Annotated in this window: 15 protein-coding genes, 2 pseudogenes and 1 riboswitch; of the genes and pseudogenes, 7 read left to right on the top strand and 10 right to left on the bottom strand. The window is 68.9% G+C overall.

Going from position 1 to position 15,611, the window contains the following annotated elements; genetic code table 11:
* Positions 1 to 73: 73 nt before the first annotated feature.
* Entirely contained in the window at positions 74 to 637 is a 564-nt protein-coding gene (locus tag C6376_RS09365; protein WP_107442999.1) for a dihydrofolate reductase family protein, read from the bottom strand.
* A gap of 292 nt (positions 638 to 929) precedes the next feature.
* Between C6376_RS09365 and C6376_RS09360 the strand changes: the two genes are divergently transcribed.
* Complete coding sequence (locus C6376_RS09360; protein ID WP_107442998.1) at positions 930 to 2,315, top strand: serine hydrolase; 1,386 nt, start codon at positions 930 to 932, stop codon at positions 2,313 to 2,315.
* Between the two features lie 114 nt (positions 2,316 to 2,429).
* Here C6376_RS09360 and C6376_RS09355 read toward each other — a convergent pair whose 3' ends face one another.
* Together C6376_RS09355 and C6376_RS45100 are read right to left on the bottom strand one after the other, a co-directional pair.
* The gene (locus tag C6376_RS09355) at positions 2,430 to 2,882 is read right to left on the bottom strand and encodes a GNAT family N-acetyltransferase (RefSeq protein WP_107442997.1); all 453 of its coding nucleotides are present in this window, start codon (positions 2,880 to 2,882) and stop codon (positions 2,430 to 2,432) included.
* A gap of 9 nt (positions 2,883 to 2,891) precedes the next feature.
* Positions 2,892 to 3,120 (bottom strand): annotated as a pseudogene (locus C6376_RS45100) (MarR family transcriptional regulator); the annotation flags it as partial.
* Between the two features lie 79 nt (positions 3,121 to 3,199).
* On the opposite strand from C6376_RS45100, the pseudogene C6376_RS09345 reads away from it, so the two are divergent.
* A pseudogene (locus C6376_RS09345) lies at positions 3,200 to 3,418 on the top strand (MFS transporter); the annotation flags it as partial.
* A 117-nt stretch (positions 3,419 to 3,535) separates the two neighbouring features.
* Here C6376_RS09345 and C6376_RS09340 read toward each other — a convergent pair.
* The 6 genes from C6376_RS09340 to C6376_RS09315 all read right to left on the bottom strand — a co-directional run bounded on the left by C6376_RS09340 (position 3,536) and on the right by C6376_RS09315 (position 8,452).
* Entirely contained in the window at positions 3,536 to 4,402 is an 867-nt protein-coding gene (locus tag C6376_RS09340) for a GNAT family N-acetyltransferase (protein ID WP_107442996.1), read from the bottom strand.
* 267 nt (positions 4,403 to 4,669) lie between these two features.
* Positions 4,670 to 5,152, bottom strand: a complete 483-nt coding sequence (locus C6376_RS09335) for an NUDIX domain-containing protein (RefSeq protein WP_107442995.1) — start codon at positions 5,150 to 5,152, stop codon at positions 4,670 to 4,672.
* An 88-nt stretch (positions 5,153 to 5,240) separates the two neighbouring features.
* Positions 5,241 to 6,146 (bottom strand): LysR family transcriptional regulator, encoded by a 906-nt coding sequence (locus tag C6376_RS09330; RefSeq protein ID WP_107442994.1) that lies wholly within the window; start codon positions 6,144 to 6,146, stop codon positions 5,241 to 5,243.
* Positions 6,147 to 6,373: 227 nt separating this feature from the next.
* Entirely contained in the window at positions 6,374 to 7,531 is a 1,158-nt protein-coding gene (locus tag C6376_RS09325; RefSeq protein ID WP_107442993.1) for a cystathionine gamma-lyase, read from the bottom strand.
* Positions 7,528 to 8,067, bottom strand: coding sequence for a low molecular weight protein-tyrosine-phosphatase (locus C6376_RS09320; protein ID WP_107442992.1), 540 nt, complete (start codon positions 8,065 to 8,067; stop codon positions 7,528 to 7,530). Before C6376_RS09320 ends, C6376_RS09325 begins: the two co-directional genes overlap by 4 nt.
* Before the next feature lie 7 nt (positions 8,068 to 8,074).
* Positions 8,075 to 8,452, bottom strand: a complete 378-nt coding sequence (locus C6376_RS09315; protein ID WP_107442991.1) for a phage holin family protein — start codon at positions 8,450 to 8,452, stop codon at positions 8,075 to 8,077.
* A gap of 58 nt (positions 8,453 to 8,510) precedes the next feature.
* Here C6376_RS09315 and C6376_RS09310 point away from each other — a divergent pair, with 58 nt between their 5' ends.
* From C6376_RS09310 to C6376_RS09295, 4 genes are all read left to right on the top strand, one after another.
* The gene (locus tag C6376_RS09310) at positions 8,511 to 8,828 is read left to right on the top strand and encodes a cupin domain-containing protein (RefSeq protein ID WP_107442990.1); all 318 of its coding nucleotides are present in this window, start codon (positions 8,511 to 8,513) and stop codon (positions 8,826 to 8,828) included.
* 183 nt (positions 8,829 to 9,011) lie between these two features.
* Positions 9,012 to 9,224, top strand: coding sequence for a DUF5326 family protein (locus C6376_RS09305; RefSeq protein ID WP_057576557.1), 213 nt, complete (start codon positions 9,012 to 9,014; stop codon positions 9,222 to 9,224).
* 334 nt (positions 9,225 to 9,558) lie between these two features.
* On the top strand, positions 9,559 to 10,284 hold the full coding sequence (locus tag C6376_RS09300; protein WP_107442989.1) for an IclR family transcriptional regulator: 726 nt from the start codon (positions 9,559 to 9,561) through the stop codon (positions 10,282 to 10,284).
* 100 nt (positions 10,285 to 10,384) lie between these two features.
* The gene (locus C6376_RS09295) at positions 10,385 to 10,831 is read left to right on the top strand and encodes an SsgA family sporulation/cell division regulator (RefSeq protein ID WP_107442988.1); all 447 of its coding nucleotides are present in this window, start codon (positions 10,385 to 10,387) and stop codon (positions 10,829 to 10,831) included.
* A 449-nt stretch (positions 10,832 to 11,280) separates the two neighbouring features.
* On the opposite strand, the gene C6376_RS09290 is transcribed toward C6376_RS09295, so the two are convergent.
* Positions 11,281 to 12,972, bottom strand: a complete 1,692-nt coding sequence (locus C6376_RS09290; RefSeq protein WP_254075888.1) for a YibE/F family protein — start codon at positions 12,970 to 12,972, stop codon at positions 11,281 to 11,283.
* Between the two features lie 519 nt (positions 12,973 to 13,491).
* Positions 13,492 to 13,680: riboswitch (TPP riboswitch) on the top strand.
* Between C6376_RS09290 and thiC the strand changes: the two genes are divergently transcribed.
* Complete coding sequence (gene thiC / locus C6376_RS09285) at positions 13,673 to 15,496, top strand: phosphomethylpyrimidine synthase ThiC (protein WP_107442987.1); 1,824 nt, start codon at positions 13,673 to 13,675, stop codon at positions 15,494 to 15,496. Its footprint overlaps the riboswitch before it by 8 nt.
* Positions 15,497 to 15,611: the final 115 nt, after the last annotated feature.

Below are 15,611 nucleotides of genomic sequence, written 5' to 3'. Positions count from 1 at the left end.
GGGCAGGGGCTCAGATTCGCGTTGGTGGTGTCCACGTTCGCGTGGACCCCGGCAGGCGGTCGAGTCGCCGGCCTCAGCGCCTCGTCTCGTACCTGGTCAGGATCACGCCGCAGGGAAGCGTCCGTGTCTCCAACAGGTTCAGGTTCACCCAGCTGTCCAGTGCGGTGAAGAACGGCGTGCCGCCGCCCACCAGGACCGGCGCAGTGACCAGCACGTACTCGTCGATCAGCCCGGCCCGCATGGCCGCCCCGGCGAGCGTCGCGCCGCCGATGTCCATCGGGCCGCCGTCCTCGGCCTTGAGCCGGGTGATCTCGGCGACCGCGTCGCCGGTGACCAGGCGGGTGTTCCATTCGACCTTGTCGATCGTCGAGGAGAACACCACCTTCGACATGTCCCGCCATCGGTGCGCGAACTCGATCTGCGCCGGGGTGGCGTCGGGCTGCTGGTCGCCGGTCGGCCAGTAGGAGCTCATCGTCTGCCACAGCTTGCCCCCGTACAGCGACAGGTCGGTCGCCTGCAACTGGTCGGACCAGAACTGGAACAGCTCATCGCTCGGCACGCTCCAGCCGATGTCGTCGCCGGGCGCGGCGATATAGCCGTCAAGGGTCAGGTTCATGCCGTAGATCAGTTTCCGCATGGCGCCAGCCTTCCTCGAATCCGTCTCCCGCGTACAGACCGACGCGGCGCGGGAGACTCATCGGTGCGCGATCTGAGCGCGCATGTAGTCCTCGTGCCCCGTGCCTCAGCCGCAGACTCATCGTTCCGCCGGAGTATGGGCATCGCTCTGCGACCGGTCCTGGGTGAGCTCGCGGTGAGACGACAGGAAAGCAGCGGGTCCCAAAAGATCGACATGCCATCGGCGAGCCCTGTACTTGAGCCCCGGACGAAATGAACTCGACGTCGAGGGTTCCGACGGGTGGACTGAGGCCATGACGACACCTCAGGAAGGCCTGCTGACCGGCACCCGGCGGGCGCTGCTCCACCGGATCGCCGTGGCCCAGGCGGAAGGCCGGGCCCCGTCGCTCGTCGCCGCGGTCGTACGGGACGGGCGGGCCGTGTGGCACGGGGCGCGGACCTCGGTCGAGGGACACGCACCGGACGAGAACGTGCAGTACCGGATCGGCTCGATCACCAAGACCTTCACCGCCGTCCTCGTACTGCGGCTGCGTGACGAGGGAGTGCTCGGCCTCGAGGACCCGCTGGAGAGGCACCTGCCCGGCACCGGCGCCGGTGAGGCCACCGTGGCCGAACTGCTGTCCCACACCGCCGGGTTGTCCGCCGAGTCGCCGAGCCCGTGGTGGGAGCGCACTCCGGGCTCGCTGCGTCCCGCGCTCACCGACGTCCTGGGCGACCAGGGCGCTTCCTGCGCGGCCGGACGGCGGTATCACTACTCGAACGTGGGCTACACCGTCCTGGGCGCCCTCGTGGAAAAGCTCCGCGGGGTGCCCTGGGAAGAAGCAGTGCGGTGTGAGGTGATCGAGCCTCTGGGGCTGGAGCGCACGGGCGTCCGGTCCCAGGTGCCGGCCGCGGGCGCCTGGGCCGTGCATCCCTGGGCCGACGTCATGCTGCCGGAGCCTGTCGAGGACTTCGGGCGTATGGCCTCCGCGGGACAGCTCTGGTCCACGACCGGTGACCTCGCACGCTTCGCCGCGTTTCTGACGCGCGGCGACGACCGGGTGCTCGGCGTGGAGAGCCTGCGCGAGATGCGGACGCCGTCCGCGCCCGCTGGGCCGGAGGACCTGGCCGACGGAGTCACGTACGGTCTCGGGTTGCAGCTCCAGCAACGTGACGGCCGCCTGCTCGTGGGTCACTCCGGGTCGGTGCCGGGCTTCCTTGCGTCCCTCACCATCGGGGTGGCGGACGACGTGGCCGCGGTGGTGCTCGCCAACTGCACCTCCGGCCTCATGGTGTCCCAGGTGGCGTCCGATCTTGTGCGCATCGTCGCCGACGCCGAGCCGCGGATCCCCGAGCCGTGGCGCCCGTTGTCGGAAGTCGACTCGGCCGTGCTGGAGTTGGCGGGGCCGTGGTACTGGGGTACGAGCGCCTTCGCCCTTCGGGTCACGGCCGACGGGCTCGTCTCCCTGGGGCCGCTGGCCGGCGGCAGCCGACGTTCCCGGTTCCGGCCGAACGGGGACGGTACCTGGACCGGGCTGGAGGGCTACTACGCCGGAGAGCTTCTGAAGGCGGTACGGCGGCCTGATGGGAGCGTGGACCACCTGGACCTGGGGTCGTTCGTGTTCACGCGCCAGCCGTACGACGAGGGGGCCGCAGTGCCCGGTGGAGTCGACCCCGGGGGATGGCGGGGGATCGCCTGACGTCCTGCGAGCGGAATGGGCGGGTGACCGGAGGCCGACGAAGGGGAGGCGCCCTGTTTCACGTGAAACAGGGCGCCTCCTCCGACTTGGTGTTCCGTTTCGGAAGCCCCGGTCTCAGAGGTGCAGCTTGAAACCGACGTGTGAAGCCGTGAAGCCGAGTCGTTCGTAGAACCGGTGGGCGTCGGTGCGGGTGCTGTCCGACGTCAGCTGCACGAGTTGGCAGTTCTCCTTACGGGACTCCTCGATCGCCCACTCGATGAACCGTGTCCCGAGACCGCTGCCGCGCTCGTCGGCGTGCACGCGCACCCCTTCGATGATCGACCTCGTCGCACCGCGCCTGGACAGACCCGGAACGATCGTCAGCTGCAGGGTGCCGACGACGCGTCCCTCGCGTACAGCGACGACCAACCGCTGGTTAGGGTCGGCGGTCAACCGGTCCAGAGCAGCGAGATAGGGCCCCAGATCGTTCGGCGACTCGCGCTGCGCGCCCAGGGGGTCGTCCGCGAGCATGCCGACGATCGCGGGAACGTCCTCAGGGGCGGCAGCTCGTATTTCAAGATCTTCCATGGCATCACCCTAGGTTTGATACGGCGGCAGCGGTGCCCTGAGCGACTCCACGACCCGGACCAGGGGGCCAGCTCTGGGGTCTCGGCAGCTTCGGCGCGGGCTTCCCGCAGGGCGGTGTCGTTGACGGGACGGGCTGCCGCAAGCAGCATCAGACCGGCTTCGGTGACGTTGGGTCGGTGGGGCAGAGGAAGCGCTCGAGGGGCCCGAGGTCATCGAGCCGGGTGACGGGCCGGGTAGTGCATCTCGCGATCGGGGCTTTCGGAGTCGGAGCGACCGAGTTCGTGATCACGGGTCTGTTGCCCGAGGTCGCCGGCGACCTGCAGAAGCGTGTCCTGGATCAGACGCACGACGTGCCGACACTCGCGTCGGCGGTGAACATCGGCGCCTTCAACCTGGGCAACGCGCTGTCCGCCTGGCTCGGCGGCACGGTCATTATCGCCGGTCTGGGATACACCGCACCGAACTGCGTGGGGGCTGCGCCCGCCGCGGGTGCTCTCGTCCTTGCCGTCGTCTCCGCCGCACTGGAGCGCCGTGGCGGCGGCTCCGGCCGATCCGGCGTCGTGGTCGCCGACGGCGCCGGATCTGACGGCAGGGTGCTGTCCGCCACCCTGTCCTGTACGCCCGCCTCTCTGCGCGCCCGCGTCTGCGCTGCGTCAGCCGGCGGCCACGGTCAGAGGTGCGAAGCGCCGACGCCAGTCCCCCGGCAACTCCGGGATGCCATAGGTCATCACGGAGTTGAAGGCGACCGACTTCAGTCCCTGTGCCTTCGTCCAGGCCAGCAACTCCTCGTGCCGTACGTCGATGTCCGTGCGCAGCGGGCGGTCGGTGCGGTCCGCGAGAGAGACCAGAAGGGATTGTGCGGTCTTCGTGTCCAGGGCGATCAACGGGCCGACGACCTGTGTGTCCATGTTGGGCCAGGCGGCCGCGTAGCCGATGATCCGGCCGGCCTTCTCGGCGACCCGCAACTGGTCGGCGAAGGCGGGTAGGCGGGTGATCACGTGCGTGCGGTCGGCACCGAAGATCTCCTCGTCGAGGCGGAGGATCGAAGGGAGGTCCTCGGCCGTGGCGGCGCGGGTGGCGCCGCCCGGAGCCGTGATGCCCGGCGTGAAACGCCCGCGCAGCATCTCCGCCCGGCCGGTGGTCTTGAAGCCCAGTTCCTCGTAGAGCGGACGGCCGTTCGGTGTCGCGTGCAGAGTCAGCGGTGTGGTGCCCATCAGGGAGACGATGTGCCGCATCAGGCGTCGGCCTACGCCTCGCCGGGCGTGCCGCTCGGCGACCAGCACCATGCCGACGGCCCCGAAGGAGGGACTGCCGTACGGGCCGTACTCGGTGACGACGCAGGCACTGACAAGGCCGCCGTCGGGATCGTCGATGCCGTAACCCGTTCCGGCTGACAGGAGGAGGCCCCACTTGTGCTCCTCGCGCGGCCACCCCCGATCCTCGGACAAGTCGGCGCAGGCGGCGAGATCGCGGTGCGTCAGACGACGGATGGGCAGATCAGAGAGGGAAGGAGTCGGCACGCCGCTCAGGCTGTCCGACCAGCACTGTCGGCGTCCACCCGTTTGCTCTCATGTGCACGTGCTTTTGGCCATACCCCTGTCCGCGAGTTGGAAGTGGCTAGGTGTTTCACGTGAAACGTGGAACGGCGCCCGAGGTCTCCCACGGATTACGCAACCACGTGAACTCAGCCACGGCGACGCTGCCGACTACGACACTCCTCGGAACGGGCCACTGCCGTCAGGCCCCGCACCCCCTCTACCTCGCGTCGCGCTACAGGATCCGGACGGTCAGCCGAGGTCGGGTGCGTGCATGGCGCGGACGCCCTCGATGTTGCCGTCGAGATAGTGCCGCAGCGACAGCGGAACCAGGTGGACAGAGGCGATCCCGATGCGCGTGAACGGCACGCGGACGATCTCGTACTCGCCGGCCGGTTCCTCGATCTCGGGGCCGTGCCGCTGCGCGGGGTCCATGGACTCCAGACGGCAGACGAAGAAGTGCTGCACCTTCACACCGGTCGCACCACCGTCGTCGCCGATGTGTTCGACGGTGTCCACGAAGCAGGGGACCACATCAGTGATCTTGGCACCCAGTTCCTCGTGGACCTCGCGGTGCAGGGCGTCCACGACGGTCGCGTCGTCCGGCTCGACCCCACCACCGGGCGTGACCCAGTAGGGATCCACGCCGGGCTTGGTGCGTTTGATCAGGATCAGGTTGTCGCCGTCAAGCAGAACGGCTCGTGCGGTGCGCTTGACCACGGGTCGGACGGTCATGGGAGAAATGTGGCCCGGCTGGTTCCACGTGAAACATCGTGATGCGTGACCGGACGGGTCCAGGCGGTGACATCGCACGGAAAAGGCGTCAGCACCACTCGGCAGCGGCCGTCAGTAAGCGCTCGTGGGCCCTTGCCACCTGGGGCATCGCCAGCGTTCCGGCGCGCACGACCAGGACGTAGGTGCGCAGCGGGGGCACCACCGGATCATGCAGCGCGACGACCTCGCCGCGCTCGAGAGCGGCCTCGCACAGATAGCGGGGCAGCACCGCCAGGCCCGCTCCGGCGATCGCGCAGGCGAGCACCGCGCGGAGGTCGGGAACGATGACGGATCCCGAGGCCGCCGGGCGGGAGTCGAAGACAGTGGCCCAGTAGCGGGACACCAGGGGAAGCGACTCATGAACCTCGACGACGGGCAGGTTCTCCAGCGCCGACGCGCCCTTGCGGCACAGCTTTCCGGCGTCGATCAGCTCGTCCCACTGGGGAGCGGCGACCAGGACGTGCTCCTCGTCGCACAGCGGGGTGGCCGTGAGGAGCCCTCCGCGTGGCCGGGCCGTACTGATGGCGAGGTCATGGTGTCCGGCGGCCAGGCCCTCCAGGACCTCCTCGGCGTTACCGAAGGAGGCGCGCACGGTGAACCCCTGTCCGTCGTCGAGGGGCGGCCCGGTGAGCGAGGGCAGGGCTCGCTCGGCGGTGAATTCGGGAGGTCCGGCGAGGTGGAGCGTGCGCTCGACGGACTCGTCGTCCAGGCCGGTGTGAGCGATCTCCGCGAGAGCGTCGAGATGGGGAGCGGCCTTGTGGGCGAGCTCGTCGCCGATGCTGGTCGGGGTGACGCCGCGAGCCTGACGCAGGAACAGAGGACGGCCCAACTGCCGCTCCAGAGTGCGGATCTGAGAGGTGACGGCCGGCTGGGACAGGCCCAGCAGAGCGGCGGCGCGGGTGAAGGATCCGGCCCGGTGGACGGTCACGAACGTGCGCAACAAAGCCAGATCCATGGCGCTTCCTCCTCTTTCCCGACTCCCTCCCGGCTTTGAGGCAGGGCTCAACTATAAATAAGTCGATAGGCCCCTGTCGCTAGAGTGATTGGACACTGACACAGAGTCAACTAGCCTTGTGGGCGCGGTTCTTCGCGCGCAGAACCGCGGGCGGTCCGAGCCACGAGGGGGGAGGCTCGGACCGTCCGTCGTGGTCGGCGGACGCCTGGAGGGGGTTCGTAAGCCGGTCATCGAGCCGACTCCTCCAGCGCACGTAGCACGTCCGCCACCAGGTCCTCGGTGTCCTCGGCGCCCACGGACAATCGGATGAACCCCTCCGGTACCGCGTCGCCGCCCCAGCGTCCACGCCGCTCCGCGGTGGAGCGGACCCCGCCGAAGCTCGTCGCCTCGTCCACCAGGCGCAGGGCCTCGAGGAAACGCTCGGCACGCGTGCGCGTGGGCAGCGTGAAGGAGACCACGCAGCCATAGCGCCGCATCTGCTGCGAGGCGACCTTGTGCGAGGGGTCGTCCGGCAGTCCCGGATATCGCAGCCCGCTCACCTCGGGCCTCCCCCGCAGAGCCACGGCCACGGCCAGGGCACCGGCGCTCTGCCGGTCGACGCGCAGCTGCAAGGTGGCGATCGACCGGTGCGCGAGCCATGCCTCCATGGGCCCGGGAATCGCCCCGACGATCTTGCGCCAGCGCCGTACGGCCGCCATCGACTCGCCGCTGTGCCCAGTGACGTAGCCGAGGAGGACGTCGCCGTGTCCCGTGAGCTGTTTGGTGCCGCTGGCTACCGAGAAGTCGGCGCCCAGCGCCAGCGGACGCTGGCCGAGCGGCGTGGCGAGCGTGTTGTCGACGGCCACCAGCGCGCCGCGCGCGTGTGCCGCCTCGACCAGTCGGCCGATGTCGCACACGTCGAGCCCGGGGTTCGACGGCGACTCGATCCACAGCAGCTTCGCACCGTCGAGGAGAGCGAGTTGCGCGTCGCCGGCCGTCGGCGCGGTACGGACCTCGATGCCGAACGCCTCCAGTTGTGCGCGTACCAGGGGCAGTGCCTGGTAGCCGTCATCGGGCAGCACGACGGCGTCGCCGGCGCGCAGCTGGGAGAAGAGCACCGAGGAGATCGCGGCCATGCCGGAGGCGAAGACGAGCGTCTCGACGCCGTCCTGCCCCGGCGCCTCGAGCTCGCCGATGGCGTGTTCCAGGAGGGTCCACGTCGGGTTCTCGTCGCGTCCGTAGGTATAGGGGCCCGTCGGCTCGCCCGGCAGGTGGAAGTGGGCCGCGAACACCGGACCGGGGAGGGTCGGCTCGCACTTCACGGGCTCGGGCAGCCCGGCCCGCACCGCGCGGGTGCCCTCTCCGTCGCCTCCCGAAGGGCCCCCGTTCGCAGCAGACTCGTTCATGCCACCTGTCCTTCCACGTCGTCCCGTACGTCGGCGAGCAGGCCGTCGCTCGCCTCCTCCACCATCTCAAGACACTCCTCGAAGCCGTCCCGTCCCCCGTAGTAGGGGTCGGGGACGTCGAGGTCGGCGTCGGCCGGGCCGGAGGACGCGGGCGACGCGGCCCGTGGCGGCCGGCCGGCCTCCGGACGGGCGTAGGACCGCAGCAGCCGTACCTTCGCCGCGTCCTCCTGCGTGGGGGCGAGCCCGCGCAGTGTCCTGAGGTGGCCGGAGTCCAGAGCGATCACCAGGTCGAGGCGGGCGAACCAGGACGGTTCGAAGCGCCGGGCCGTGTGATCGAGGGCGTACCCGTGTCCCTCCAGGACGGCGAGGGCGCGCGGGTCGGCGTTCTCGCCCTCGTGCCAGCCACCCGTGCCGGCGCTGTCGACCTCGACCAGTGCCTCGAGGCCGGCATCCGCCACGCGCGCGCGGAAGACCGACTCGGCCATCGGCGAGCGGCAGATGTTGCCGGTGCAGACGAAACAGACACGGTAGGTCATCGCCTGGTCAGTCCCCGTCCGGAAGGACGACGTTGAGCGCCCAGGACACGACCGAGATGATCAGACCGCCCAGGACCGCGGTCCAGAAACCCTCGACGTGGAAACTCAGGTCGAACGTGTCTGCCAGCCATGAGGTGAGCAGCAGCATCAGCGCGTTGACCACCAGGGTGATCAGACCGAGCGTGAGGATGAACAGAGGGAAGGTCAACACCTTCACTATTGGCTTGACCAGGGAGTTCACCAGGCCGAAGAGCAGGGCGACAAGGACGAGGGTGCCGATCTTCTTGCCCGTGCTGTCACCGGTCAGGGTGATCTTGTCGAGCAGCCAGACGGCGACCGCCAGGGCGCCTGCGTTGGCGATCGTCTTGACTACGAAATTCTTCATGTGTCTGATCGTGGCAGAGAGATCGGCAACGAGCACCGGACGAGGGCGGACTAGGTCGATGAAGGCATTCCGGTTGGATGAACTCGAGGCGGAACGTGCCGCCAACGACGGGGCCTACCTGCAGTTTCTGCGTGAACGGAACATGTCGGTCGGACTGTACGCACTTGACGCCGGCACGCATGATCCACAGAATCCGCACAACCAGGACGAGGTGTACTTCGTCGTCAGCGGACGGGCGTCGATCACTGTCGGCCTGGAGACCACGCAGGTGGCGCGCGGCAGTGTGGTGTACGTCCCGGCGGGCGTCGCCCACAAGTTCCATCACATCAGCGAGGACCTGCGGGTCCTCGTCGTCTTCTCGCCGCCGGAGGGCTGACCGTCTCCGCCTCGCAGCCGAGACCCGGCCTCGGGGTTCCCTAGGGGATCGGTCAGGGGAGGACAAGGGGTGCGAGGCCCCCGCGGGCACCCCCCTCGGCCCTAGCATCGACGGTAGGACATCGAAATGATCCGGCCCGACAGGGGTGCCGGACTTCGACCGAAGAGGATGAGGGTAAGGGCGATGCAAGAGATTTTCTCGGGACTGCCGTGGTGGGTGAAGTGGGTTGCGGTGCCGGTCATCGCCCTGGTCGTGTTCGGCGGGCTGATAGCCAGCGTCGTCGGGTTCGTGATCGGCCTGCTCTTCAAGCTGTTGGTCTTCGTCGCGCTGGTCGGCGGGCTGATCTACGTGGTGCGGAAGTTCCTGTCGAGTTCCTCCTCGCGCAGCGACTGGTGAGCGGTGCGGGAGACCGGTGAGCGGTAACACGATTCGCCGGTTCCCTCGCCCGGGGGAAGTTTTCCTGACAGCCCGTCTGCACGCGGTGGCAGCCGGTTAAAGTCCGGAACTCGACGCGGGGACGACCCCCGCGAGCGGCGTACACCCCTACCCGTGTTCCCCGCACGGACCGCCCCTCGCCCTTCGAGAGTGACCCTTGGCCATGGTTGACACCGCATCCGCAGAGCCGCACGCGCCTCCCGACCAGCCGCGATCCCCGGCGCCTCCCCTCCAACGCCCCCCGAACACGGGGCTTCCCGGCCCGCCGCACCCGGCGGCCACCTTGATCAGCTCGGTGCAGCGCGCCATGCGGCTGCTGGAATCCGTCGCCGAGCACGCATACGGCGCTCCGGCCAAACAACTGGCCCGGGAGACCGGTCTGGCGCTGCCCACGGCCTACCACCTGCTCCGCACCCTGGTGCACGAGGGCTATCTGCGCCGGGACAAGGGACTGTTCTTCCTCGGCGAGGCCGCCGAGCGGCTCGGCAGCAGCGGAGCGGCGCAGAAACGTCGCAGCACGGTCGCCGACACTCTCGCGCAGTGGCGCGATTCGATCGGTGTGCCCGTGTACTACGCCCGCTACCGCGACGGCGAGATCGAGATCATGTGTGTCTCGGACACCCCGGGAAACCCGGCGGTGGAGGAGTGGGCCGACTTCCGCGAGACCGCACACGCGCACGCCATCGGCCAGTGTCTTCTGTCCCAGCTGGACGAGGACACGCGTCGCGATCATCTGGACCGCTACCCGGCGCGGCCGATCACTCCATACACCGTGCGGGACAACCACGCTCTACTGCGGCGCATGGAACGCATGCGGCGCATGGACCTCGTCCTGGAGCGGCAGGAGTACGCGCTGGGCACGGTCTGCGCCGCAATTCCGATCACTGTGGGCACCACGGCCGCCACCATGGCGATCTCCCTTCCCGCCCATCACGCCGACCGGTTGCTGCCCGCGGCCCGGGAGCTGCAGAACGAGGTGGGGCGACTGTTGGGGTCACTCGCCATCTCTATCAGTATCTGAAAACTCACTCCTTGTGATCTGTTGTGTACTTTCTGCAAGATGCGTCCAGTGTCAGATGGTCCATTCCCGGACAGTCGAAGGCAAATGACGGGGTAAGGCGATGCGCGAGTCCGTGCAGGCAGTACAGGCAGAGGTCATGATGAGCTTCCTCGTCTCCGAGGAGCTCTCGTTCCGCATCCCCGTGGAACTGGGGTACGAGTCGTGCGATCCCTATGCCGTGCGGCTCACCTTCCATCTGCCCGGCGACGCCCCGGTGACCTGGGCTTTCGGGCGCGAGCTGCTCATCGACGGGGTGGGCAGGCCGTGTGGAGAGGGAGACGTCCGGGTTTCGCCCGTGGAACCCGACGTGCTGAGCGAGGTTCTGATCCGGCTTCAGGTCGGCGGCGACCAGGCGCTGTTCCGCTCCTCGGCAGCCCCGCTCGTGGCTTTCCTCGACCGCACCGACAAAGTGGTCCCGCTCGGCCAGGAGGGTGCGCTCGCCGACTTCGACGCGCATCTGGACGAGGCGCTGAACCGCATTCTGGCGGAGGAGCAGAACGCCGGCTGAGGTGACGGTGGCGGGCGGCGCCGGATCGGGCGCCCCGTTGTGGACGGCTTTGTGCAGGAACGGTTCTTCGGTTCCTGGCGGTGCGTGGCAGGGCTGTGAGCGCCGCGGGTTCCGACGCGGTCCGTACCGGCCCCTGGCGGCGTACCGCCCCTGCTGGGCGCCGTCGGCACCGTCCAGCCCTGTGGTGCACGACAGCCGTTCCACACCGTCGATCTCCAGGGCGAAGTCCTCGCCGCGTGTGCGGCCGCACCACAGGGCACCGCCCGCGCTGCTCGTGCTGTCCGCGCTGCGTCTACTGCATGAGCCGCGCGTGCTGGGCGAGCCACCGGGCCGCCTCCGGTCTCGGCTACCTCCGGTCTCGGCTGCCCCCCGGTCCGGCTGCCCCCGTCCGCCGTCCGGACGGATCGGCGCAGTCGGCCCCCGAGGGGCTTCCCGTACCAGCGGCTCGATCAGCGCTTGCGCCGTCTGCCCCGGCCGCCCCGGGCCTGGGACGAACCGGCGGGCACCGCGCCCGCCGAAGCCGTCGATGCCACTGGAGAGGCACTCTGGGTCGTTGTGGGCACCGCAGCCGATGACGGGCGGTCCGCGGCGACCACGAGGGCCGCCAGGGCCGTCGTGACGGGCACGGAAGCGACCAGGCCGATCGAGCCCACCAGCGTCCGCACGATCTCCTCGGCGACCAACTCGCTGTTGGCGACCGTCCCCACGCTGCTCTGCGCGATCGAGAAGAGCAGCAACAGGGGCAGCGCCGCGCCCGCGTAGGCGAGGACGAGCGTGTTCACCACGGAGGCGATGTGGTCCCGGCCGATCCGGATGCCGGCGCGGTAGAGAGCGCGCCAGCCCATCGACGGGTTGGCCTCGTGCAGCTCCCAGACCGCAGACGTCTGGGTGACGGTCACGTCGTCGAGGACGCCGAGCGAGCCGATGATGATGCCGGCGAGCAGCAGACCGCTCATGTCGATGGAGGGATACAGGCCGTGGATCAGGCCGGTGTTGTCGTCCGTGTTGCCGGTCAGGAAGGCCCAGTCGATGAACAGCGAACCGAGGACGCCGATCAACAGCAGTGAGATGAGTGTGCCGAGTACCGCGACGGAGGTGCGGGCCGACAGGCCGTGACAGAGATACAACGCGATCAGCATGATGGCGCTCGACCCCACCACCGCCACGACCAGCGGGTTGGAGCCCTGCAGGATCGCGGGGAGGACGAAGAAGTTCAGCACCATGAAGCTGATGGCCAGCGCGATCAGCGCCATGACGCCGCGGAGCCGCCCGACGACCACGACGGCGACGGCGAAGATGACGGCCAGCAACGCCATCGGAACACGGCGGTTCACGTCGGCGACCGAGTACTGGAGGTCCTTCGGCGCCGAGGGCTCGTAGGCGACCACGACCTTCTCGCCCTGCTCCAACTGCCTTGACTGGTCCGGCTGGACGATCTCGGTGAACGTGCGGCCCTTGTCGTCGCCAGTGTCCACCCGGATCGTGGCCTTCTTGCAGGTGCCGCTCGCCTGCTGCTGGGCGGAGGACCCTTCGGCCGTGGAGGTGTCCCCGGTGGGGGCGTCGCCGGAGGCGTTCACCGACGCGCAGCTCACCCGGAGCACCTTGGTGACCGTGGCCTGCTGGGTCTGTCGGTCGAAGCCGACGCCGGTGCGCTCGTGCGCGGGAGCCCCGCCGGGCCACAGCACCACGAGCCCGACCAGTACCGCGGCCCCGAACGGGATGAGGATGGCTGCGATGACCTTGCGCAGGTGCTGGGAGACGGGGGCGGCGGGACCGTGGCTGTGGCTGTGGCCGTGTGTATGCCCGGGCCCGTGTCCGCCGCTTCCGCCGCTGCCGTCGTCTCCGGCGCCGGGACCGGCACCGGAATCACGACCGTGGTCGGCATGATGACCGTGACGGGAGGCATGGCCGTGACCGTTGCCGGACCCTTGAACGTCGCCGTTGCCGGCCCTTTGCGCGTCGTCGTGGCGGTGCCCGTGGCCGCTGTCATGGCGCTCGCCGGGGCTGTTCCCCCAGCCGCTGGGTCGAGCCGCGTCGGGGAACGGTTCGTGTACGTCGCCTGGATTCTGCCCCCGCCCGTACCCGGACGGCTGTCCCTGCGGGTTGCCCCGCTCGGGTCGGGCGTGTCCGTACCCGGCCACGTGTGCGCGGTCCTGGTCGTAGCCGCTTGTGGGGCGGGAGCCGGTGGGTTGCCCGGAACCCGCCCCGGCCGCGGCCTGTGCCGGCCGGTTCGCCTGTCCGTCCCCGCGACCCTGCGCAGAAGCGCCGCCGGGAACCCGGTCCTGGCCGCCCGGAGCCGCACCACGACCCTGACGGCCCTGGCGGCGCAGACCGCTCAGCCCCCCCAACCCGCCGGCGTATCCCGGAGAATGATCTGGGCCGGAGCCGTGGGTGCGCTCGTGAAAGTGACCGCTGCCGACACCGGTGTCCATGCCGTCGTCGACACCGCGGTCTTCTCCGGGGCCGCGTGCGGGGCCTTGTTCGAAGCCGCTGGTGGCACCGGTGCCCGGGCCACCGCCGGGACCGTTTCCGGCGGCAGGCCGGCGGGGCGGCTCAGGCGGTGGGTACGGGGGCTGGTGTGTCGTCACCGCCCGATCATCGCAAGAACGAAAGAGGCCCACTGTTCACCGCGCCACATAAGCCGCTAGCGTGGAGCCACCTTTTGCACACGCGGGAGCTCGGAGCACCGGGCTGAGAGGACGCTGACCTCCGTCTTCGCGATGTTTCACGTGAAACGTCTCTCAAATCGAGTGATGTTTCCCATGAGCGTCGGGAGACGGTAGCCGCTGCGTCGACCGCCGAACCTGTTACCGGGTAATGCCGGCGTAGGGAGTAGGTCTCATGACCAACAAGGACGCACGCACGCCTGCCTCCATGCAGGACGTCACCAACGAGAACGCGGTCGACGTCAACGCGGAGGGCGGGAGGTCCATCGGTTGGCACAAGGGATACGTCGAGGGCGATCGCCCCGACCTCCGGGTGCCGGTCCGACAGGTGCACCTCACCAACGGCCGGTCGGTCACGCTGTACGACACGTCCGGCCCATACACCGATCCGCTCGTCGAGACGGACGTGCGCAGGGGATTGTTGCCGCTGCGGGAGAACTGGATCATCTCGCGGGGCGACACCGAGGAGTACGCGGGCCGTCCCGTTCGTCCCGAGGACGACGGCATCAAGCACACCTCGCCGCGTGGGGGCCTGCGCAACCTCGACGCGGTGTTCCCGGGCAGGCCGCGTCTGCCGCGCCGTGGACGGGACGGCAAGGCCGTCACCCAGCTCGCTTATGCGCGCCGTGGGGAGATCACCCCCGAGATGGAGTTCGTGGCGATACGGGAGAACGTCTCTCCCGAGGTGGTACGCGACGAGATAGCGGCGGGCCGGGCCGTGCTGCCGGCCAACGTCAACCACCCGGAGATCGAGCCGATGATCATCGGCAAACGATTCCTGGTTAAGGTCAACGCCAACATCGGCAACTCGGCGGTGACGTCCTCCATCGAGGAGGAGGTCGAGAAGATGACCTGGGCGACCCGCTGGGGCGCCGACACGGTCATGGATCTGTCGACCGGGCGCAACATCCACACCACTCGCGAATGGGTGCTGCGCAACTCCCCCGTCCCCATCGGCACGGTGCCGCTGTATCAGGCGCTGGAGAAGGTCGACGGCCGTGCCGAGGAGCTGACCTGGGACATCTACAAGGACACGGTCATCGAGCAGGCCGAGCAGGGCGTGGACTACATGACGGTCCACGCGGGCGTCCGTCTCCCGTACGTCCCGCTCACGGCCAACCGCAAGACCGGCATCGTGTCGCGCGGTGGCTCGATCATGGCCGCCTGGTGCCTCGCCCACCACAAGGAGTCGTTCCTCTACGAGAACTTCGAGGAACTCTGCGAGATCCTCGCCGCCTACGACGTCACCTACTCGCTGGGCGACGGGCTGCGGCCGGGGTCCATCGCGGACGCCAACGACGAGGCGCAGTTCGCCGAGTTGAGGACGCTCGGGGAACTCAACAGGATCGCCAAGCGTTTCCATGTACAGACGATGATCGAAGGCCCGGGGCATGTCCCGATGCACAAGATCAAGGAGAACATCGACCTTCAGCAGGAGATCTGTGATGAAGCTCCGTTCTATACGCTCGGCCCGCTGACGACGGACGTTGCGCCCGCGTACGACCACATCACCTCCGGTATCGGCGCCGCGATGATCGCCTGGTGGGGCACGGCCATGCTCTGCTACGTCACACCCAAGGAACATCTCGGTCTGCCCAACCGCGATGACGTCAAGACCGGTGTCATCACCTACAAGATCGCCGCCCACGCCGCCGACCTCGCCAAGGGGCACCCCGGAGCACAGGAATGGGACGACGCCCTGTCCGACGCCCGCTTCGAGTTCCGCTGGGAGGACCAGTTCAATCTCGCCCTCGACCCGGACACGGCACGGGAGTTCCACGACGAGACACTTCCGGCCGAGCCCGCGAAGACGGCGCACTTCTGCTCGATGTGCGGGCCGAAGTTCTGTTCGATGAAGATTAGTCAAAGCATCACAGCGCAGTTCGGTGGTACGGCTGCTGCGGGGGCGACGGCTGAGGAGGTCGCGGAGGGGATGCTCCAGAAGTCGAAGGAGTTCGCGGCGAGCGGGAACAGGGTGTACCTGCCACTCGCCGAGTGAGGCTCCGGGCGGTGCCTGCGGTCGACTGATCCGGGCACCGCCTGTCGCACTGCTCTCCACGGCAGCGCCGGCCGTTGTCGTATGCCGCCCCTATGGTTCCTCGAAACAGCAGGAG

Origin of the sequence: Streptomyces sp. P3 (genome assembly GCF_003032475.1) — a bacterium.
Classification (GTDB): domain Bacteria; phylum Actinomycetota; class Actinomycetes; order Streptomycetales; family Streptomycetaceae; genus Streptomyces.
Note: the sequence above shows the minus strand (reverse complement) of the source record. Positions and strands in the feature narration are given on the sequence as shown.

Coding starts and splice junctions, on each gene's coding strand:
- C6376_RS09325 (WP_107442993.1), bottom strand. CDS start 7,531: ATGAACGAGTCTGCTGCGAACGGGGGCCCTTCGGGAGGCGACGGAGAG.
- C6376_RS09330 (WP_107442994.1), bottom strand. CDS start 6,146: ATGGATCTGGCTTTGTTGCGCACGTTCGTGACCGTCCACCGGGCCGGA.
- C6376_RS09355 (WP_107442997.1), bottom strand. CDS start 2,882: ATGGAAGATCTTGAAATACGAGCTGCCGCCCCTGAGGACGTTCCCGCG.
- C6376_RS09365 (WP_107442999.1), bottom strand. CDS start 637: ATGCGGAAACTGATCTACGGCATGAACCTGACCCTTGACGGCTATATC.
- C6376_RS09310 (WP_107442990.1), top strand. CDS start 8,511: ATGAAGGCATTCCGGTTGGATGAACTCGAGGCGGAACGTGCCGCCAAC.
- C6376_RS09360 (WP_107442998.1), top strand. CDS start 930: ATGACGACACCTCAGGAAGGCCTGCTGACCGGCACCCGGCGGGCGCTG.
- C6376_RS09295 (WP_107442988.1), top strand. CDS start 10,385: ATGCGCGAGTCCGTGCAGGCAGTACAGGCAGAGGTCATGATGAGCTTC.
- C6376_RS09305 (WP_057576557.1), top strand. CDS start 9,012: ATGCAAGAGATTTTCTCGGGACTGCCGTGGTGGGTGAAGTGGGTTGCG.
- C6376_RS09335 (WP_107442995.1), bottom strand. CDS start 5,152: ATGACCGTCCGACCCGTGGTCAAGCGCACCGCACGAGCCGTTCTGCTT.
- thiC (WP_107442987.1), top strand. CDS start 13,673: ATGACCAACAAGGACGCACGCACGCCTGCCTCCATGCAGGACGTCACC.
- C6376_RS09320 (WP_107442992.1), bottom strand. CDS start 8,067: ATGACCTACCGTGTCTGTTTCGTCTGCACCGGCAACATCTGCCGCTCG.
- C6376_RS09315 (WP_107442991.1), bottom strand. CDS start 8,452: ATGAAGAATTTCGTAGTCAAGACGATCGCCAACGCAGGCGCCCTGGCG.